The organism is Acinetobacter sp. CIP 102637 (assembly GCF_000368425.1).
Classification (GTDB): domain Bacteria; phylum Pseudomonadota; class Gammaproteobacteria; order Pseudomonadales; family Moraxellaceae; genus Acinetobacter; species Acinetobacter parvus.
Genome location: NZ_KB849434.1, coordinates 192,224 through 211,493 on the forward strand (window position 1 = coordinate 192,224; position 19,270 = coordinate 211,493).

A 19,270-nucleotide genomic window follows, 5' to 3' on the forward strand; every position below is an offset into this window, starting at 1 on the left:
AGGAAAAATACAGACACCGTTATCGTCATCTCATTTATATGAATAAAAATGCTAAAAATCGCATAATTTATGCAACATTTTGGATAGCTTTTCGGCTACACTCGATCAGTATTTAACTCACGTAGATGATGTAACCATGACCTATAAAGATGAAACCTTAGCCATTCATGCAGGATATTCACCAGAAGCCACCACCAAGTCAGTGGCAGTGCCAATCTATCAAACCACCTCCTATGCCTTTGATAATACACAGCATGGTGCAGACCTGTTTGACCTAAAGGTCCAGGGTAATATCTATACCCGTATCATGAACCCAACCACGGCGGTACTGGAGCAGCGGATCGCGGCACTAGAGGGTGGTATTGGGGCGCTTGCCGTGGCATCGGGCATGGCCGCGATTACCTATGCCATTCAGACCATTGCTGAAGCTGGCGACAACATTGCCTCGGTTTCAACCCTGTATGGCGGCACTTACAACCTGTTTGCCCATACTTTACCGAAACAAGGTCTTGAAGTTCGCTTTTTTGATTATCAAAACCCAGAAGCATTACGCTCCATTATTAATGATAAAACCAAACTGGTGTTTGTTGAATCCATTGGTAATCCACTTGGCAATATCATTGATCTGGAAGCGATTGCCAAAATTGCCCATGAATATGGTGTGCCTGTGATTGTCGACAATACCGTAGCAACGCCTGCCCTGCTTAAGCCATTTGAATTTGGTGCAGATATTGTGATCCATTCCCTCACCAAATATATTGGTGGTCATGGCAACAGTATCGGTGGTGTGATTGTTGACAGCGGCAAGTTCCCTTGGGGTGAGTATCCTGAACGCTTTAAGGCACTGAATACCCCTGATCCAAGCTATCACGGTGTCAACTATGTTGAGGCATTGGGTGCGGCCGCCTATATTGCTCGCGCCCGTGTGGTGCCTTTACGCAATACTGGAGCGGCCATTAGCCCACTCAGCGTATTCCTGATCTTGCAGGGACTGGAAACCCTCAACCTGCGCATGGAGCGCCATACTGAAAATGCCATCAAAATTGCTGAATACTTAAAACAACATCCAAAAGTGAAATGGGTGAACTATGCAGGTCTGAAAGACCATCCACAGCATGACTTGGCACAAAAATATGTGAAAGGGAAACCATCTGCGATCCTTTCCTTTGGGGTACAGGATGGTCTGGAGGGCGGCACTCGCTTTATTGATGCATTACAGCTATTTACACGTCTGGTGAATATTGGGGATGCCAAAAGTCTGGCCTGCCACCCAGCAACCACCACCCACCGCCAGCTCAATGAGGAGGAACTTAAATCGGCAGGGGTCAGTGAAGACTTGGTTCGCTTGTCCATTGGTATCGAGCATGTTGATGACCTGATTGCCGACCTTGAACAGGCGCTTGCTCAGGTTTAAAGTCAATAAAATCAATGAGCCCTTAACATAGGGCTTTTTTTTATATGCAAAATTCGAAAAAATATAATATCATTTTCAACTATAGGTTTATTTTTTTAGAGTTTTTACTCTAAAAAATTATTAAATTTCAAACATTTGAACTAGACAAACAAAAAATGTCGGTTAATATACATACAAAATAAAATGCAGTGCCTAATCACAACCATAACGGCAATGCAAACAACATGTTGATTAATGTAGGACACGTACATGAACGCAAAACTTAAAAAACTTTTTCAGCAAAAAGTCAACGGTAAAACAATCATTGTCACTGGTGCATCGAGTGGTATTGGTTTAACGGTTTCAAAATATCTTGCTCAAGCTGGCGCTCATGTGTTGTTGCTTGCACGTACCAAAGATAAACTGGATGAAGTCAAGGCGGAAATTGAGGCAGAGGGTGGCAAGGCATCGGTCTTTCCATGCGATCTCAACGATATGGAATCAATTGATGCTGTGTCAAAAGAAATTTTGGCAAGCGTAGATCACATTGATATTTTGATCAACAATGCAGGACGTTCAATTCGCCGTGCTGTACATGAATCAATTGACCGTTTCCATGATTTCGAACGCACCATGCAACTTAACTACTTTGGTGCAGTCCGTTTGGTCCTTAACTTGTTGCCACACATGATGCAACGCAAGGATGGCCAGATCATCAACATCAGCTCAATCGGTGTGCTTGCCAATGCAACCCGTTTTTCGGCTTATGTTGCATCTAAAGCTGCATTGGATGCGTTCAGCCGCTGTTTGTCTGCTGAAGTGCATTCACACAAGATTGCAATTACTTCAATTTATATGCCTTTAGTGCGTACTCCAATGATCGCACCAACCAAGATGTATAAATATGTTCCAACGCTTTCACCTGAAGAAGCAGCAGACTTGATTGCTTATGCGATTGTGAAACGTCCAAAGAAAATCGCAACCAACCTGGGTCGTATTGCTTCAATTACTTATACAATTGCACCAGACATTAACAACATCCTGATGTCAATTGGCTTTAACTTGTTCCCAAGTTCAACTGCCTCTATTGGTGAACAAGAGAAATTAACGATCATACAGCGTGCCTATGCCCGCCTGTTCCCAGGTGAACACTGGTAATCTGTCCAGTCCAAACCTCAAGAAGCAGCGTCTCAACAACGCTGCTTTTTTTATTTGTCCAATTAGCCCCCTGCTCCATGATTGATCCAGTCAGCTGTTTTGCGAATGGCGGCCGTTGCACCTGGCCCAATGGACACAGCATTTTTCTATGGTCAGGAACTGCCTGAGACAGTGGCCTATCACAAATCTGCTTCAGCTTTAGGTGGCTTAACCAAGATTGAAGATATTGAGCCTTTGGTTCGCTTCTTAGCTTAGTTACTGACGGCTAGTGGATTACGGCCCAAACGATTTTTGCCAATGGTGGTTATACCACACGTTAACAGGCTTTAAATGGGGCTTGTGGCAAATTTCATATTGCCCAAGCTTGCTAATTCAACCAAAACACCAAGGCATAAAAACACGTCAAACTCAGGATAATGGTCAATAAGGTATGTCTGACCTTATAGGCAATCACAATGGTTAAAATCATGGCCAGAAAATAAGGATTAAGTAATGTTTCACGAAATACGCCCTGCTCATCCATAAACACAATCGGGGTGGCAATCGCGGTCAATAAGCATGGTGCAGAATATTGCAAGGACTGTTGAAACCATTTGGGCAAACGCAAGGGAATATTCGGTTCGAGCAAGATATAGCGGTTCATAAACACCACAATTGCCAAAATAATCAGGAGAAACCAACTCATGCCATACGCTCCCGAAAATTCTGCAAGCAGGTTGCAGCCAACATGCCAATCACCCCTGCCAAGATGGCTGCACTTTTAATGCCTAGACTCAGAAAAATCAAGGTCAACAGTACCGATACCAACACACCGACCAAAGTATTTATGTTTTTAATAAACGGAATCACAATCGCGATAAAAGTTGCAACAATGGAAAAATCGAGATGATATTGGTCTAAATTTGGCAGAGAGGAAGCCAGCACAATACCGCCAACACTAAACAATACCCAGGCCAAATAGAAACAGCTACCTGCCCCAAGCAAAAAATAAATATAATGTTCACGCTTATGAATACCAACAGCAAACAATTCATCAGTCAGCAAAAAACCAAATAACAAACGCTGTTTTAAGGGCAGTCTGGCAATTTCTTCACGAAAATATAGGGCATATAAATAATGCTGTGTGGTAATCAAAAATACTGAAATGATGATGGTCAGTGCTGGCGTACCCGCCATGACCAAACCCAGTGTCATCAACTGCGCTGCACCCGCAAAAACCAGTGCAGACATTCCTATGGCTTGCCCAGTGGTCAACCCTGCCTGAATCGCCATTGAACCTGCCAGCAAGCCCCACGGTAACACTGCCAAACATAAGGGAAGTATTTTGATGCCCCCTTGTAAAAAAGCACGCTGGGGGGAAGAAAGACTTTCAGCAGAATCTGGGGACATAAGAACAACAAGTTTGCGTTGGGAACTGAGGAATTATAATAAAGTTCAAAATAAAAATGGAAAAATCATCTATTTTGAATGGCGGATTCAAGCGGCAAGTGCAACAGTATAAAAACCAGCCATAACTTCACTCGGTGTATACCAACCTAGGGTTTTTCTAGGACGATGGTTGAGTGCAAATTCTATCTGCTCTATTTGTTCCTTTGACACGTCATCAAACGATGATGATTTTGGCAGATATTGACGGATTAAACCATTCGTATTTTCATTTCTAGCTCGCTGAATAGACTTGTAAGGATCAGCAAAATACGTCTCTATGCCAGCATCAGTAATTCTTTTGTGTTCGGAAAATTCTTTGCCATTATCAAATGTCACACTATAAGCATGGCTCATTTGTAAACGATCTAGTGCACAAGTAATCGTTTGAGAGGATGCTCTCGTTGGCCCTAAATGAACAATATGTACATACAGGCTCTTTCGATCAACGAGAGTCAATAAAGCACCTTTATGATGTTTACCAATCACCGTGTCACCTTCGAAATCTCCTAAACGTTGTCGTTGATCAATGACCTGGTCTCGGCAGTGAATACTTGTTTTATCAATGATTTGACCCCTACGATCCGTGTTTTTGTAACCGCGTTTTCGATATTTCTTCTGATGCCTTAAGTGTAGATGAAGTTTACCACCTTTTGATTTATCTTGATAAATGTACTGGTAAATCCACTCATGTGAAGGTACATCCAGCCAACCGCGTTGTGTTAAAGCACCTGAAATTTGTTCGGGTGACCAGTCCAAACCAATCAAATAATCAATATAAGCGAAGGCAAATGCTGTCATTGATGATGAAGGACGGTACCGTCTTTGACTTGCAAATTTAGCTGCCTGTTGAGCTCTATATCCACGTTGCCCAGTATTTCTTTTTAATTCACGGTAGATGGTTGATCGTGAACGTCCTAACTCCCGAGCAAGGGTAGCGATTGAACTTTTACTTTTCAAAGTAGCATAAATTTCGTATCTTTCATCTTGAGAAAGTTGGGTGTATTTCTTCATTGTGTGCTTTCCAATTGCGAGTTGAAAAAGTCTAATGATTCTATGAATACACCTAACTTTTTCAACTAATTACAAATGTGTTGCACTTGGGATTTGAATCTGCGAATGTAAAAAACCTCCCGAGGGAGGTTTTTTACATTATCAAAAATTGTAATAGACTTATTTCGTCCCTTTAATTCCCGCCTGCAACAACAAGGCACCTAAACCACCAATTTTTTGCTCTTGTGGTTTTTCAGTTTTTGGCTTGCTCTGTTGTGGACGCTTAAAGTCACCTTCTTTACGTGGTGGACGCTGTCCCTGTGGCTTAGGTTCTGAACGTTCCGCACGGTCTTGCTGTGGACGCTGCTGTTGGCGAGGCGCTTTTGCAGGTGCAGAACCCTCAGCACGCATACTCAGGTTGACGCGGTTACGTTCCACATCCACCTGCATCACACGCACCTGCACGATTTGACCTGGTTTCACCACTTTATGCGGATCAGAAACAAATTCATTCGCCAGCTCAGAGATATGAACTAGACCATCCTGATGTACACCCACATCGACGAAAGCACCAAAGTTGGTGACATTGGTCACCACACCCTCAAGCTGCATACCCTCAGTAAGCTGGGCAACTTCAGTGATATCCTCACGGAATTTGGCAGTGCGGAACTCTGGACGTGGATCACGGCCTGGTTTTTCCAGTTCTGCTAAAACATCCTGAATGGTGGGTAAGCCGAATTTGTCATCCACAAATTCATCCGCTTTGACTTGGCGAATGATTTCAGTATTGCCAATGATATCTTTTACGGTTGTTGCTTTTGCCGCAACAATTTTTTCCACCAAACCATAGCTTTCAGGGTGAACAGCAGATGCATCCAATGGCTCTGAACCATTCTGAATACGCAAGAAACCTGCTGACTGCTCAAACGTACGTTCGCCCAAACGTGGTACTTTCTTCAATGCCTGACGGTTGTCAAAACGACCATGTTCTTTACGGTATTCAACAATTTGCTGGGCAATGGCCTTGTTTAAACCTGCAATATAGGCAAGGATTGCTGGAGAAGCGGTATTTACATCAACACCCACCGCGTTCACACAGTCTTCCACCACGGCATCCAGTGTTTTTGCCAAACCTGTCTGGTTCACATCATGCTGGTACTGGCCCACACCAATGGATTTTGGATCAATCTTCACAAGTTCGGCCAACGGGTCCTGCAAACGGCGTGCAATCGACACTGCACCACGAATCGACACATCAAGCTCTGGCAATTCTTGCGAAGCGAGTTCACTTGCTGAATAAACTGACGCACCTGCCTCACTCACTGTGATACGTGTCAGCTTCAGATCGGTATTGGCAGCCATCATCTCAGCAACCAATGCCTCTGTTTCACGGCTTGCAGTTCCGTTACCAATCGCAATAAGTTCCACGTGGAACTCTCGACACAAACGAGCAAGTTCCGCAATAGCACCCTCTTTATCTTCTTTAGGGGCAAATGGATAAATGGTGCTGTAGGCAAGCACATCACCCGCATCGCTGACAACAGCAAGCTTCACGCCTGTACGAATACCAGGGTCAACACCCAAAGTGGTACGGCCACCCGCTGGTGCAGAAAGCAGTAGATGGCGCAGGTTCTCAGCGAACACATCCATGGCTTCCGCTTCAGCAGACAGACGTTTATCTGTTAGTAATGAGTGTTCAATCTGTGGGCGCACCTTGCCCAACCAGAACAGTTTTGCTGTTTGCTTTAAATAGTCCTGACGGCTTTGTGGCTGTAGCGTTTCAAGATTGTATTCGGTTTCAATACGTGCCAATGGTGCATCATCTTCACCATCTACTTTCAAGCCCAGTACATTTTCCTGACGACCACGCAGCATCGCCAATAAACGGTGTGATGGTACTTTGTTCAAGTTTTCAGAAAACTCAAAATAATCACGGAATTTTTTGCCCACTTCTTTTTTATCTTCAGAAGCAACCGCACTTTTCAACACTGCGGTTTTGGCAAAGCTTTGCTTTAACTCAGTGGTCAAGGCAATGTTTTGCGCCCAGTCATCAATCAGAATATGCTGGATTGCATCAAGCTGGCTTTCAACATCTGGATAGTCTTCATGGCTAAAACCAGCCAATGCCTCAGTTGGATCAATTTGATCTGCAATAATTTTTTCAGCAATTGGTCCTAAACCCGCCTCTTTCGCCTTAAATGATTTGCTGGTCCGTTTTGGACGGTAAGGTGCGTAAATTTCTTCCAGTGCGTTCTTGGTTTCTGCGGCATTGACACGCGCCAATAAATCATCACTTAATTTATCTTGTTCTTGTAAAGACTGGATCACTTTCTCACGACGTTCGTATAAATCACGTAAGTAAGTCAAACGTGTATCAAGTTGACGTAATTGGGTATCGTCCAAGCCTTGCGTGACCTCTTTACGGTAACGTGCAATAAAAGGAACGCTAGCGCCTTCATCAATTAAACGAATAGCAGCTTCTACTTGGTTTGGACGTACGGCAAGTTCATTTGCCAACTGCTGAACTAAGTCAGTCATCGTGATTGATTCCACAAGGGTTAAGTCTAAAAGCACTGATTATAAAGTTCATGGCCATAAAATCCACTATTGTTTTTTTGAATATTTAATCAGTAGTTTTTGCAAATCCGTCAATGTTTCTAAAATAACGGCGTTTTTTAGGCTAAATATTAAAAAATAGGTTGATTGTCATCATTTTGCCTGTATATATTTGGTATCTATCTCTTGATTTTATTGGCAATATTTGTTGCTTTATAACATAGCCAAAACTGTGCAATGAATCGTATACTTCAGGGTCTATTGACATTTCACAATCGCATTGCATAAAGACGATGACAATAAACGATAAAAGGAGCACATCATGAGTTTAGTTGTACCTGCCGAATCAACGGAAACCGTACACCATGAAACCGATCGGGTCGAACGCATCCTAGTCGTCGATGATGATGTGCGCTTGCGTACACTGTTACAACGTTTTCTTGAAGACAAGGGCTTTGTGGTAAAAACCGCACATGACGCCACCCAGATGGACCGTTTGCTACAACGTGAATTATTTTCGCTTATCGTTTTAGATTTTATGTTGCCTGTTGAAGATGGTTTAAGTATTTGCCGTCGTTTACGTCAATCTAATATCGACACCCCAATCATCATGCTGACCGCACGTGGCAGTGACTCTGACCGTATTGCAGGTCTGGAAGCAGGTGCAGATGATTATTTGCCAAAGCCATTCAACCCGAATGAACTGTTGGCCCGTATCCGTGCGGTACTGCGCCGTCAGGTTCGCGAGGTGCCAGGCGCACCAAGCCAGCAGGTTGAAGTGGTCAGTTTTGGGCCGTGGGCACTGGATTTGTCTACACGTACTTTAACCCGTGAGGGACAGGTGGTCACATTAACCACAGGTGAGTTTGCTGTACTCAAAGCCTTAGTTCAACATCCACGTGAACCATTAACGCGTGATAAATTAATGAATTTAGCCCGTGGCCGTGAATGGGGTGCGATGGAACGCTCGATTGACGTACAGGTTTCCCGTTTACGCCGCTTAATTGAGGACAATCCTGCCCGTGCCCGCTACATCCAGACCGTTTGGGGCGTGGGCTACGTTTTTGTTCCAGATGGTGCTGAGTAAGTGCGGGAAACTCAACCTTGAAGCTTGAACCGATTGATCCACAAGAATTTACCGACTTTGAGACCTACTCTGAAAAGCCACGGACCCAGTGGGAACGTTTTTTAGACAAGATCAAGCCACGGTCTGCCGCAATGCGTACCACCGTACTGGTACTGTTTACGGTGTTCTTTAGCCTATTCATGTCCTTGTGGTTCTTTTGGCGAACCCTCTATCTTCCTGAACTGCAACAGCATGCACGCTATCTGGCCATTGAGCTGGAACTGGTCAACAATCCTGACATTCGCATCCTACACCGTGATAATGAAGTCGATATCGACACATGGCTAAAAAACCGTATTGGAATTGAATATGTCACCGATCCAGCAGAATTTCCAAAATTAGAAAATAAATTTCTGGCTGAATTTTTCACCAATCAAATTGAGAAAAAGCTTGCCAAAGAGCTGGGCATCGAGAAAGTTACCGTTTATTTTAAATTCAAGCCGATTCCACGTATCTGGATTCAGACACCTGAAATGAATGGCAACTGGGTCAGGGAACCCCTCAAGACTTACACCAACTACAGTGTTGAACTGATTGCATCATGGCTGTTTGGTGTGCCGCTCCTGTCCTCCGCTATTATCCTGACCTTGGTGCGGCAGATGAACCGCCCCTTGCGCCGTCTACAGAATGCAGCCAACAACTACAGTAAAACAGGCAAGGCACCCTATCTGGATACCAACCACGGACCACTGGAAATCCGTCAGGTCAATCAGGCCTTTAACCACATGGTATATACACTGGAGCAAACCGAGCGTGATCGACAGATCATGCTGGCGGGCATCTCCCACGATTTGCGCACTCCATTAACCCGTATTCGCCTGACCGCGGAAATGCTGCCTGATGAGTTTTTCCGTGAGGGGCTGATTTATGATGTGGATGATATGGATGCCATCCTGAATCAGTTTATTTCCTATATGCGAGATGGTTCGGATGAGGAGCTGACGGATACCAATATCAACATCTTGCTGCAAGAACTGGTGGTGCAGTTCAAGCCGCTGGACATCCGTTTTGAGGCACAGGAACTTCCCGTGATTCCTGCACGCAGCCTGTCACTCAAGCGCCTGATTGCCAACCTGATCAATAATGCCAAGCGTTATGGTGCCGAACCCATCGAACTGTCTGCCAGTCATGTCGACCAGTATATTTTAATTACTGTTGCAGATCATGGTGAGGGCATCCCGCCCGATCAGGTGGAGGAACTGATGCAACCTTTTGTACGTGGCAATTCCGCACGTACCATTCAGGGAAGTGGTCTGGGCCTTGCCATTGTGAAACGTATTGTGGATATCCATCATGGACAGATCAACATTCGTAACCGAGAACAAGGCGGTCTGGAAGTGGTGATTTCCCTACCTATTCCCACACCCGAAGATGAATCACATAGCAATACCATCGACAAGATCAAGCAAACCCTAAGCGGTCATTTCTAGACATTGGCATGACCGCCAGCTGACCTTTCCTCTTGTTGATAAAATTATCCTCCATTTCACCTATTAGACCTTAGCCTTAGTTCAATTCACTTTTCACATTTTAGCGCTAAAATCCATATCCAATGAAAATCAAAATTGAGAATGGATGATGTCTCTAGATCGTATTCGCCTTGCCTCACTGCATGACAAAGTGATGAGTGCCGAGCAGGCTGCCAGCTTTATTGAAAATGACATGACCGTGGGCATGAGTGGTTTTACCCGCGCAGGCGAAGCGAAAGCCGTTCCTCAGGCACTTGCTGAACGTGCCAAGAAAAATCCGTTAAAAATCACGTTAATTACAGGTGCAAGTCTAGGTAACGACCTCGATAAACAGCTCACTGAGGCAGGTGTATTGGCACGTCGTATGCCTTTCCAGGTGGACAACACCCTGCGCCGCGCCATCAACAACGGCGAAGTGATGTTTGTTGACCAGCACCTGTCTGAAACTGTGGAGCACATGCGTAATCTGCAACTGAAAAAACCAGATATTGCGGTGATTGAGGCGGTGGCGATTACTGAAGACGGTGGCATCATTCCAACCACATCGGTGGGTAATTCAGCCAGCTTTGCGATTTTTGCTGAAAAAGTTATTGTTGAAATCAATACCAACACCAGCATCGCCTTTGAAGGCCTGCATGACATCTACATTCCAACCTATCGTCCAACACGCCAGCCAATTCCATTGACCAAGGTGGATGAGCGTATGGGAAGTACAGCCATCAATATCGACCCTGCCAAAATTGTCGGTATTGTATTCAATGACACCCTGCTGGATTCGCCATCAACCGTCACCCCGCCAGATGACGAGACGCAAGGAATTGCCAATCACCTGATCGCCTTTTTTGAAAAAGAAGTGGCTGAGGGTCGTTTACCGAAAAACCTAGGACCTTTACAGGCAGGTATTGGTTCGATTGCCAATGCGGTACTGACGGGCTTAAAAGATTCTCCTTTTGAAGATCTGGTGATGTATTCAGAAGTCTTGCAGGACTGTACTTTTGAATTGATTGATGCTGGAAAAATGAAATTTGCGTCAGGCTGCTCCATCACCCTGTCACAGAAATATGGCGAAAAGGTGTTTGGCAATATTGAAGCATATCGTGACAAGCTGGTGTTGCGTACACAGGAAATGTCCAACCACCCTGAACTGGTTCGCCGTTTAGGCATCATTGGTATCAATACCGCACTTGAGTTTGATATCTACGGCAATGTGAACTCAACACACGTTTGCGGCACTAAAATGATGAATGGGATCGGCGGTTCAGGTGACTTTGCCCGTAATGCACATTTGGCCATCTTCGTAACCAAGTCGATTGCCAAGGGTGGTGATATTTCCTCTATCGTGCCAATGGTCAGCCATGTTGACCACAACGAGCATGATGTGGATATTTTGGTGACTGAAATTGGACTAGCAGATTTACGTGGTCTGGCACCTCGTGAACGTGCCAAAGTGATCATTGAGAATTGTGTACATCCGCTTTACCGTAACGCACTTCAGGACTATTTTGAGCGTGCCTGTGAACGTGGTGGACATACACCTCACCTGCTTCGTGAAGCGCTGTCTTGGCATGCAAACTTTGAAGAAACAGGCCATATGCTGGTTAGTAATATTGAGGTTGCTAAATCAGCTTAATTTATCATTAAGTCAATAGAATAATTGCCAGCTTGAAAGCTGGCTTTTTATTGTCACTCTTAGATTATAAAAAAAGCCCCAAACTTTTGTTTGGGGCTTTTTGAATATGGTGGCGGGACCCAGGATCGAACTGGGGACACACGGATTTTCAATCCGTTGCTCTACCGACTGAGCTATCGCGCCAATGGCGTGTATTAAGCCGCATATCAGGCAAATAGTCAATAACTATCCTGAGCTTTTGTTTTAAATGACGATTTTTCACACAAAAACCCCAGGCAAAAAAAATCCCTGATGGGATCAGGGATTGAAATTTCAAATTCATGGTGGCGGGACCCAGGATCGAACTGGGGACACACGGATTTTCAATCCGTTGCTCTACCGACTGAGCTATCGCGCCAAAGTGGGCATATTAAACAATGTTTGTCAAAATCCGTCAAGTCAATTTGTGGATTTTTCTATTAACTGTTTAATTTTGCTACAATACTGAACAGGAATCTATTTTCAGCTAGATCTTGCCCAGATGCGACAGGCAACGGTGAATCGCGCCACAGCCTGGCTCAAACTGCTTCACGCCCTGCTCCTCTTCAATGCGGCAAACCTCCTCAACCAGACGCTCCGCCACGCCGCGTCCACGATTGGCAGGGTGAACCACAATATATTCCAGCACACGGCTTTCACCTTGTCCTGTTGACCAAATTGCACCTATAATTTTGGTGTTAAATTCAGCGGTGTAAACTGTGGTATATTGTTGCAGATCTTGTTCAAGTTGCTGCATTGCATCTTGCCCATCACCAAACTCTGGGCTGGTGTCATAAAGTCGCTCTAGCTGGGTACGAATCCCTAGATTATCTAGAGAACGGTAAGCATGTACGGTAATAGGCATTGATTAACCCTCCTGAGCAAACTATGATGCTGTCACTTTTTCGTCACAGCGAAACTATCGGTTTTTAATTCTATCATTTTTGACGTTTTTTGAGGAACGTGTCCATGACGCAACGTATCAGTGAAGTGGTAAGAAACACCAACGAAACCAAAATTCGAGTTCGTCTCAATCTCGATGGTACTGGTCAAGGCACCCTCAACACTGGAGTTCCATTTTTAGACCATATGATTGATCAAATCAAGCGCCATGGTCTATTTGATATCGACATTCATTGCGATGGTGACCTTGAAATTGATGATCACCACACCGTAGAAGACTGTGGAATCACGCTGGGACAAGCCTTTGCGCAAGCTTTAGGTAATAAAAAGGGCTTGCGTCGTTATGGGCATTTTTATGCGCCACTCGATGAGGCACTGTCTCGTGTTGTTGTTGATCTATCTGGTCGTCCAGGTTTATTTATGGATATTCCATTCACTCGCGCTCGTATCGGCACGTTTGATGTCGATTTGTTCTCTGAGTTTTTCCAAGGTTTTGTCAACCATGCGTTAATGACCCTGCATATCGACAATCTAAAGGGTAAGAATAGCCATCACCAGATCGAAAGTGTGTTTAAGGCATTGGCTCGCGCATTGCGTATGGCCTGTGAAATCGATCCACGTGCCGAAAATACCATTGCATCTACCAAGGGGAGTCTGTAATGACTCGCATTGCATTACTTGACTATGGCATGGGCAACCTGCACTCTGCGGCGAAAGCGCTAGAGCATGTGGGTGCAACGGTTGATGTCACCAATGATCCAAAGCTGATTGCCAAAGCGGATAAGATTGTTTTTCCAGGTGTTGGCGCAATGCGTGACTGTATGCAGGGTATGCATGAGGCAGGCATTGATGAGGTGGTGCGTCAGGCGGCGTTTAACAAGCCTGTACTGGCAATTTGCGTGGGGATGCAGGCGCTGTTGCAACGCTCAGAAGAAAATGGCGGCGTGGATGCACTCGGTATTTTTGATGGTGTAGTGAAACACTTCCCTGAAATTCCACATTTAAAAGTACCACACATGGGCTGGAATCAGGTTCACCAGCTTGATCCAGATCATCCGATGTGGAACAACATTGAGCAGGACGCACGTTTCTATTTTGTGCATAGTTATTATGTTGAGCCAAAAGATTCAGCGATAACGGCGGCAACCTGTGATTATGGCGTGAACTTCTGTACTGCGATTCATAAGGACAACCTGTTCGCAACCCAGTTCCATCCAGAGAAAAGTCATACCGCTGGTTTACAGTTGTTAAAAAACTTTGTGGAATGGAAAATTTAAGTTAAATCAAATATCAATGGAACAGCAGCAATGTGTTAAATAAATCACGTTACATGGTCAAAAAGCCAAGTTTTCTCACTTGGCTTTTTCATTTCCATAAAACTGTTTAAGCTCAACCAAAAGTTTTGAGTTTCATAAAATGGAAATGCAGCAACAAACAAATCCCCTATGCGGCGGCAGATGCCTATGCAGCCCTGCTGATCTTTGGCCATCTTTATACACAGCAGTTACTCAGCCCACAACTCCAGCAACAAATTAATAGAATACTGGATGATTCAGTATCCAAGACTTAGAGATCGCCCAATACTTTGCTAATATGTAGCCAATTTAAACTTTATGATGACGCTAGGAGCGAAAGCATGCTAATCATCCCTGCAATTGACCTGAAAGATGGTAAATGTGTTCGTTTAAAACAAGGACGTATGGAAGACGATACCGTTTTCTCTGATGATCCTGTCGCAACTGCACAACACTGGGTGGATGAAGGCGCACGTCGTTTACATTTAGTGGATTTGAATGGTGCTTTCGCAGGCACGCCCATCCATAAACCTGTGGTTGAGGCGATTGCCCGCGCCCAGCCTGAGCTTCCAATCCAGATCGGTGGCGGTATCCGCTCCCTGGAAACCATCGAGCATTATTTAGAAGCTGGCGTGTCATTTGTGATTATTGGCACCAAAGCGGTGAAAGAGCCTGAGTTTGTGGAAGAGGCATGCAAACGCTTTGCAGGTCATATCATTGTTGGTATTGATGCCATCAACGGTATGGTCGCAACCGATGGCTGGGCCAATGTGACCGATGTCAAGGCAACTGATCTGGCCAAGCGTTTCGCAGATGCAGGGGTTTCCAGCATCGTGTATACCGACATTGCACGTGATGGCATGATGCAAGGTGTCAACGTTGAGCAAACCGTGAGTTTAGCGGAATACTCAGGCCTACCTGTGATTGCTTCAGGCGGCGTGACCAACCTTGATGATGTCCGCAACCTGAAAGGCCAGAAAGGTATTTTAGGCGCAATTACAGGCCGTGCAATTTATGAGGGTACCTTGAATCTGCGTGAGGCTCAGTTATTACTGGATGAAGATCGCCTCTAAACAAAGCACTAAAAGAAGAGCGGTCAGGCTCTTTTTTTATTTGTGAGTTGAATAAATTGCCTGATCCATACTGGAACAGATGATTTCTCTTGCATAGACGCTATCCGTTTATACACAATATAAAGTTGATTTTTACTGTTTTTACACCATGCCAACCCATCTCGCCTCCTCTCCCAGAGCCGCCCAGTTTGCGCTTATTTTTATTACCATGATCTGGGGCAGCACATTTCTGGCTGTGCAATACGCCCTGAATTTTAGTAGCCCGATGTTTTTTGTCGGCTGTCGTTTTGCTGTTGCAGCCTTGGCAATCCTACTGATCTCGATCAATTCCATTCGCGGGTTAACCCTAAAGGAAACACTGGCAGGCAGCGCAATTGGTGTGGTCATCGCAATTGGTTATGGCACACAAACCATTGCCCTACAGACCATTCTCAGCAGTGAATCGGCCTTTCTTACTGCCCTGTACGTTCCACTGGTACCCATCCTGATGTGGGTTATTTTCCAGAAACGCCCCAGTTTAATGACCTGGGTGGGCACAGCACTGGCATTTACAGGTCTGGTACTTTTAACAGGAAATGGTTTCTCAGGTATTCACCTCACTTACGGGCAGGTGCTGACCCTGATCTGTGCCTTTGTGATTGCCCTGGAAATTATCTTGATTGGTTATTTTGCTGGAAAGGTCAATCTCAGGCGGGTTACGGTGGTTCAGCTTGCCGTTGCCTCACTCCTCTCCTTTGCCAGTATGCCTATGGTGGGTGAACACAAGATTCCTGAATTTTCATGGGCGCTACTGATGATTGCTGTGGCTCTAGGTTTAGCCAGTGCCCTGATTCAGTTCGTGATGAACTGGGCACAGCGTATGGTTGATCCAACCCGTGCCGCAATCATCTATGCAGGTGAACCTGTCTGGGCAGGTTTATTTGGGCGGATTGCGGGTGAGCGACTACCTTTACTGGCCTTGATGGGAGGTTTAATGGTGGTTCTGGGGGTGTTGGTCAGTGAGTTAAAATGGAACAAGCCCAAATAAAAAGAGCGCTAAAAAGCGCTCTATGCTGCTGATGACTCTTTCTTTTTGATTAACATACACGAATGCACATGCTCAATAATCATGCTTTATCCTATTTTATTGGTACATGGGTTTATTATCATTCAATGCGATTAAACCACGAATTGCCCGATAAACAATCCAGACCCACGCGGCAAAAATCACCAGTACACAAAATACCGTACCAGAGAGCGCAACGCCAGCAAATGCATTGGCATTGTCCCCTGTAAAGAACAGGAAGAAGAATGGAATAAAGGCGATGATGTTCCAGGCCAGATACCACCAGAATGTACGGATCTGCCAGGTAAAGTGGCTTTCAAAGATTGAGCCACGCACATCACCACGCTTGACATAGTTAATAATGAGCGCAATGACCGCCAATAAACCACCAGAAAAAATCGCAATAATGTAAAGCACATAAAGAACCAGCGTTAAAGTACGGTTCGGGTCTTGATCAACGGAATAATTCATTTTTATTTATCTCCAGACACGCCCTCAATAAAAGACATTGAGCGGCGAAATTAACCAGCATATCAACAGTATATGAAAGGCTATGGTACAGAAATAAATCTTACGGAATGGTTGTTTTTGTGTTTTATGTCTCAGTTTTTGCTGAGCAAGCCACCCTCCACACCAACCACCTAAAGAATCCACGATATGCAAAGTCTGCTCTGGAATACGTCGATTCCCCAATTGTGCCGCTTCTTTATCCTGTGCATACAGCCAATAGCTCAGGACATTCATCAGGCTGACAAACAGTAGCGTATAGGGCGGCAGCAATTTACTAAAGCTTACGATCAGCATAAAAACGATATAAATCACGATACCCACCTGCATCGCCGACCACGCTTTAGACTGTTTTGGCAGAGCTGGTTCAGCCCGATGTTCAAGCACCTGTGACGCTTTCAGGTAGGTCACCTGCTGGGCACGATAACGCCCCCGCTCATCCAGAATCACGGTATATTCCAGCGCACAGCCCACTATCGGGCGTGGCCCTGTACGGGCAAAGTCCTTGATGTGCAGGAACACACGCTGCTTATGTGCATCATTGGGTTGAATAAATCCATAGCCCCTATCATCAAACCATTCCACCAAACGTCCCTGATCTCGCATATTCCTATCCTAAACCTAACACTTGTTGTAAACGGTCTTGTAGCATCATACGCATTTCTATCGGGTCTTTTTGCAAAATATCCTCCCCTGTGCGCCCCTGCTCGGCATTCTTCTGGGCTACCTGCAAACGCATACACCAAAAGCGGCAGGCCGCCATTGCCAGAAAAATATCTAAACAAGCTAACTCATCTTGTGTCAGTGGGCGCACTTGTTGATAGGCGGTGAGGAATGTCTCTGCTTTTTCCATATCCAAATGTGCCTGCGGATAACTGGTACAGAAATCATTGATGCTAATGGCAATATCAAACAACCATTCATCCTGATTAAGCTCATAAAAATCGAGGATACCGTTGAGTTGACTGCCCTCAAACAGGGTGTTATCCCGAAATAAATCTGAATGGATAAAGCCTGTTGGCCGATCTGGATATTCCTGACTAATCACCTCAAATAGCTGAAATACCTGATCTAAAAGTTGTTGGTCTGCTAGGGGCATCTTGGAGCGTAATTGGCTTGCAACCTCTGACCAATAGGCATGATTGCGATTAAAATCACGTTGTAATGGAAAATCCTGTAACGCTAGATGCAGTTTGGCCTGCGCCTGTGCAATCGCCTGCACCTGCTCAATGCTGGCCTGCTCAGGATGCTCACCCATTAAACGTGGCGCAATCTGGGCGGGTTTGCCTGCAATGCTATGGATAGCCTGACCGTGATGTTTCAACGGCACCGCGACAGGTACGCCTGCCTGCCCCAAACAGTCCAGCACGGGCACCAGTTCAGCCGCTCCCTCAGTATCCAATTCCTCAAAAACCGTTAAAACATACTGTTTCTGTGTATGATCCACCAAAAAAAAGTTGGTGTTTTGAATACCGCCCTGGATTGGAATCAGGTCAATCACCGCCAAACCATAAGGCTCGGCAAATGCCTGCACTTCTTCTAAACTCAACGGGGTATAAACCGACATGGAAAACCTGCAAAATATCACTCTGATTTTGATAGAATACCCGTTCCCTCCATGAAGGTGTAGCACCAGAGTCGGTCTCCTTTCTCTCTTGGCGATTTTTTGGAAAATTTTATGCTCGCAAAACGTATTATCCCTTGCTTGGATGTTGATAATGGCCGAGTCGTTAAAGGCGTTCAATTCCTTGATATTCGTGACGCAGGTGACCCTGTTGAGGTTGCACGCCGTTATAACGAACAGGGTGCCGATGAAATTACCTTTTTAGATATTACTGCTACCCATCATGGACGCGATACGACTTACCGTACGGTAGAACGTATGGCTGAAAGCGTGTTCGTGCCTTTAACTGTGGGGGGTGGCGTGCGTAAGGTTGAGGACATCCGTTTACTACTGAACGCAGGTGCCGACAAGGTTAGCATCAACTCGGCTGCGGTGTTTACCCCTGAGTTTGTGCAGGAAGCCTCACAGCGTTTTGGCGCGCAATGTATTGTGGTTGCCATTGATGCGAAAAAAACTGGCGAAAATAAGTGGGAAATTTTCACTCATGGTGGTCGTAAGCCAACAGGAATTGATGCGATTGAATGGGCTGTCAAAATGGCGGACTTCGGCGCGGGTGAACTGCTGGTAACCAGTATGGATGCCGATGGCACCAAGGCAGGTTATGACATCGCCTTAATGCGTCAAATCAATGATCGTGTCAGCATTCCAACCATTGCTTCAGGTGGTGTTGGAAGCCTACAGCATTTAGCGGATGGGATATTAAAAGGCGGTGCGGATGCCGTATTAGCAGCATCTATTTTCCACTTTGGTCAGCACACCATTCCAGAAGCCAAACAATATCTGGCTGAACAAGGCATTGAAATGCGTTTGTAAGCCCTGTCATAGGCGTAGCTGGGTTTTGGGTTACGCCTTAATTTTTAAAAGAATAAAAATATGTATGATACTTTACTCTGGACTGTTATTTTTACTTTTGCAAGTTGCATGTTTTTTCTGTTTTCAATATTCACTAAAATCTAAAGATAGTGATGAACGTCACCTGCTCACAGGTTTAAGCCTGCAAAACGAGTAGGCAAAAAAATACCTTGCCTAAGCAAGGTATGGAAAAATGCGTTTAT

Annotated in this window: 18 protein-coding genes, 2 tRNA genes and 2 pseudogenes; 12 read left to right on the forward strand and 10 right to left on the reverse strand. The window is 45.0% G+C overall.

The window, feature by feature from the left end; genetic code table 11:
* Positions 1–136: 136 nt before the first annotated feature.
* From F967_RS01300 to F967_RS14260, 3 genes and pseudogenes are all read left to right on the forward strand, one after another.
* A complete protein-coding gene (locus F967_RS01300) occupies positions 137–1,414 on the forward strand; it encodes an O-acetylhomoserine aminocarboxypropyltransferase/cysteine synthase family protein (RefSeq protein ID WP_034422690.1) in 1,278 nt (425 codons plus the stop codon).
* A gap of 249 nt (positions 1,415–1,663) precedes the next feature.
* Positions 1,664–2,551, forward strand: a complete 888-nt coding sequence (locus tag F967_RS01305) for an SDR family NAD(P)-dependent oxidoreductase (protein WP_004797708.1) — start codon at positions 1,664–1,666, stop codon at positions 2,549–2,551.
* Positions 2,552–2,650: 99 nt separating this feature from the next.
* Positions 2,651–2,820 (forward strand): annotated as a pseudogene (locus F967_RS14260) (short-chain dehydrogenase); the annotation flags it as partial.
* Between the two features lie 98 nt (positions 2,821–2,918).
* Here F967_RS14260 and F967_RS01310 read toward each other — a convergent pair.
* From F967_RS01310 to F967_RS01325, 4 genes are all read right to left on the reverse strand, one after another.
* On the reverse strand, positions 2,919–3,236 hold the full coding sequence (locus F967_RS01310; RefSeq protein ID WP_004769941.1) for an AzlD domain-containing protein: 318 nt from the start codon (positions 3,234–3,236) through the stop codon (positions 2,919–2,921).
* A complete protein-coding gene (locus tag F967_RS01315) occupies positions 3,233–3,940 on the reverse strand; it encodes an AzlC family ABC transporter permease (protein WP_004797710.1) in 708 nt (235 codons plus the stop codon). The genes F967_RS01310 and F967_RS01315 overlap by 4 nt, the downstream gene beginning before the upstream one ends.
* Before the next feature lie 87 nt (positions 3,941–4,027).
* Complete coding sequence (locus F967_RS01320; protein WP_004682288.1) at positions 4,028–4,990, reverse strand: IS30 family transposase; 963 nt, start codon at positions 4,988–4,990, stop codon at positions 4,028–4,030.
* Positions 4,991–5,149: 159 nt separating this feature from the next.
* A complete protein-coding gene (locus tag F967_RS01325; RefSeq protein WP_004797712.1) occupies positions 5,150–7,507 on the reverse strand; it encodes a Tex family protein in 2,358 nt (785 codons plus the stop codon).
* Between the two features lie 340 nt (positions 7,508–7,847).
* Between F967_RS01325 and ompR the strand changes: the two genes are divergently transcribed.
* The 3 genes from ompR to F967_RS01340 all read left to right on the forward strand — a co-directional run bounded on the left by ompR (position 7,848) and on the right by F967_RS01340 (position 11,750).
* On the forward strand, positions 7,848–8,612 hold the full coding sequence (gene ompR / locus F967_RS01330) for an osmolarity response regulator transcription factor OmpR (RefSeq protein ID WP_004678831.1): 765 nt from the start codon (positions 7,848–7,850) through the stop codon (positions 8,610–8,612).
* Positions 8,613–8,629: 17 nt separating this feature from the next.
* Positions 8,630–10,081, forward strand: coding sequence for an ATP-binding protein (locus tag F967_RS01335; protein WP_004797715.1), 1,452 nt, complete (start codon positions 8,630–8,632; stop codon positions 10,079–10,081).
* A gap of 148 nt (positions 10,082–10,229) precedes the next feature.
* On the forward strand, positions 10,230–11,750 hold the full coding sequence (locus F967_RS01340) for an acetyl-CoA hydrolase/transferase family protein (RefSeq protein ID WP_004756945.1): 1,521 nt from the start codon (positions 10,230–10,232) through the stop codon (positions 11,748–11,750).
* Between the two features lie 107 nt (positions 11,751–11,857).
* Here the strand turns inward: F967_RS01340 and F967_RS01345 are convergent.
* The 3 genes from F967_RS01345 to F967_RS01355 all read right to left on the reverse strand — a co-directional run bounded on the left by F967_RS01345 (position 11,858) and on the right by F967_RS01355 (position 12,633).
* Positions 11,858–11,933, reverse strand: a tRNA-Phe gene (locus F967_RS01345).
* Between the two features lie 138 nt (positions 11,934–12,071).
* Positions 12,072–12,147: transfer RNA gene (locus F967_RS01350), tRNA-Phe, on the reverse strand.
* Positions 12,148–12,255: 108 nt separating this feature from the next.
* Positions 12,256–12,633: a GNAT family N-acetyltransferase gene (locus F967_RS01355; protein WP_004760493.1), complete on the reverse strand. Its 378-nt coding sequence runs from the start codon at positions 12,631–12,633 to the stop codon at positions 12,256–12,258.
* 104 nt (positions 12,634–12,737) lie between these two features.
* Here F967_RS01355 and hisB point away from each other — a divergent pair, with 104 nt between their 5' ends.
* From hisB to F967_RS01375, 5 genes and pseudogenes are all read left to right on the forward strand, one after another.
* Positions 12,738–13,331, forward strand: a complete 594-nt coding sequence (gene hisB, locus F967_RS01360; RefSeq protein WP_004797717.1) for an imidazoleglycerol-phosphate dehydratase HisB — start codon at positions 12,738–12,740, stop codon at positions 13,329–13,331.
* The gene (hisH, locus tag F967_RS01365; protein ID WP_004797718.1) at positions 13,331–13,948 is read left to right on the forward strand and encodes an imidazole glycerol phosphate synthase subunit HisH; all 618 of its coding nucleotides are present in this window, start codon (positions 13,331–13,333) and stop codon (positions 13,946–13,948) included. Before hisB ends, hisH begins: the two co-directional genes overlap by 1 nt.
* Positions 13,949–14,058: 110 nt before the next feature.
* Positions 14,059–14,241, forward strand: a pseudogene (locus F967_RS13440) (3'-5' exonuclease domain-containing protein 2); the annotation flags it as partial.
* 66 nt (positions 14,242–14,307) lie between these two features.
* Entirely contained in the window at positions 14,308–15,039 is a 732-nt protein-coding gene (hisA, locus tag F967_RS01370) for a 1-(5-phosphoribosyl)-5-[(5-phosphoribosylamino)methylideneamino]imidazole-4-carboxamide isomerase (protein WP_004760490.1), read from the forward strand.
* A gap of 148 nt (positions 15,040–15,187) precedes the next feature.
* Positions 15,188–16,066, forward strand: a complete 879-nt coding sequence (locus F967_RS01375; RefSeq protein WP_004797721.1) for a DMT family transporter — start codon at positions 15,188–15,190, stop codon at positions 16,064–16,066.
* Positions 16,067–16,162: 96 nt separating this feature from the next.
* Here the strand turns inward: F967_RS01375 and F967_RS01380 are convergent, their stop codons facing one another.
* From F967_RS01380 to F967_RS01390, 3 genes are read right to left on the reverse strand one after another with little or no spacing between them, the layout of a single operon-like run.
* Positions 16,163–16,555: a DUF4870 family protein gene (locus tag F967_RS01380; RefSeq protein WP_004683474.1), complete on the reverse strand. Its 393-nt coding sequence runs from the start codon at positions 16,553–16,555 to the stop codon at positions 16,163–16,165.
* A gap of 24 nt (positions 16,556–16,579) precedes the next feature.
* Positions 16,580–17,197, reverse strand: a complete 618-nt coding sequence (locus F967_RS01385; RefSeq protein WP_004797723.1) for a DUF1294 domain-containing protein — start codon at positions 17,195–17,197, stop codon at positions 16,580–16,582.
* Between the two features lie 4 nt (positions 17,198–17,201).
* A complete protein-coding gene (locus tag F967_RS01390; RefSeq protein WP_004797725.1) occupies positions 17,202–18,158 on the reverse strand; it encodes a homoserine kinase in 957 nt (318 codons plus the stop codon).
* 111 nt (positions 18,159–18,269) lie between these two features.
* Here F967_RS01390 and hisF point away from each other — a divergent pair, with 111 nt between their 5' ends.
* Positions 18,270–19,028: an imidazole glycerol phosphate synthase subunit HisF gene (gene hisF / locus F967_RS01395; protein ID WP_004678871.1), complete on the forward strand. Its 759-nt coding sequence runs from the start codon at positions 18,270–18,272 to the stop codon at positions 19,026–19,028.
* The last annotated feature ends 242 nt before the right edge of the window (positions 19,029–19,270 follow it).

Coding starts and splice junctions, on each gene's coding strand:
- F967_RS01325 (WP_004797712.1), bottom strand. CDS start 7,507: ATGACTGACTTAGTTCAGCAGTTGGCAAATGAACTTGCCGTACGTCCA.
- F967_RS01375 (WP_004797721.1), top strand. CDS start 15,188: ATGCCAACCCATCTCGCCTCCTCTCCCAGAGCCGCCCAGTTTGCGCTT.
- hisA (WP_004760490.1), top strand. CDS start 14,308: ATGCTAATCATCCCTGCAATTGACCTGAAAGATGGTAAATGTGTTCGT.
- F967_RS01340 (WP_004756945.1), top strand. CDS start 10,230: ATGTCTCTAGATCGTATTCGCCTTGCCTCACTGCATGACAAAGTGATG.
- hisF (WP_004678871.1), top strand. CDS start 18,270: ATGCTCGCAAAACGTATTATCCCTTGCTTGGATGTTGATAATGGCCGA.
- F967_RS01355 (WP_004760493.1), bottom strand. CDS start 12,633: ATGCCTATTACCGTACATGCTTACCGTTCTCTAGATAATCTAGGGATT.
- hisH (WP_004797718.1), top strand. CDS start 13,331: ATGACTCGCATTGCATTACTTGACTATGGCATGGGCAACCTGCACTCT.
- F967_RS01315 (WP_004797710.1), bottom strand. CDS start 3,940: ATGTCCCCAGATTCTGCTGAAAGTCTTTCTTCCCCCCAGCGTGCTTTT.
- F967_RS01300 (WP_034422690.1), top strand. CDS start 137: ATGACCTATAAAGATGAAACCTTAGCCATTCATGCAGGATATTCACCA.
- F967_RS01305 (WP_004797708.1), top strand. CDS start 1,664: ATGAACGCAAAACTTAAAAAACTTTTTCAGCAAAAAGTCAACGGTAAA.
- F967_RS01310 (WP_004769941.1), bottom strand. CDS start 3,236: ATGAGTTGGTTTCTCCTGATTATTTTGGCAATTGTGGTGTTTATGAAC.
- F967_RS01380 (WP_004683474.1), bottom strand. CDS start 16,555: ATGAATTATTCCGTTGATCAAGACCCGAACCGTACTTTAACGCTGGTT.
- F967_RS01320 (WP_004682288.1), bottom strand. CDS start 4,990: ATGAAGAAATACACCCAACTTTCTCAAGATGAAAGATACGAAATTTAT.
- F967_RS01390 (WP_004797725.1), bottom strand. CDS start 18,158: ATGTCGGTTTATACCCCGTTGAGTTTAGAAGAAGTGCAGGCATTTGCC.
- hisB (WP_004797717.1), top strand. CDS start 12,738: ATGACGCAACGTATCAGTGAAGTGGTAAGAAACACCAACGAAACCAAA.
- ompR (WP_004678831.1), top strand. CDS start 7,848: ATGAGTTTAGTTGTACCTGCCGAATCAACGGAAACCGTACACCATGAA.
- F967_RS01385 (WP_004797723.1), bottom strand. CDS start 17,197: ATGCGAGATCAGGGACGTTTGGTGGAATGGTTTGATGATAGGGGCTAT.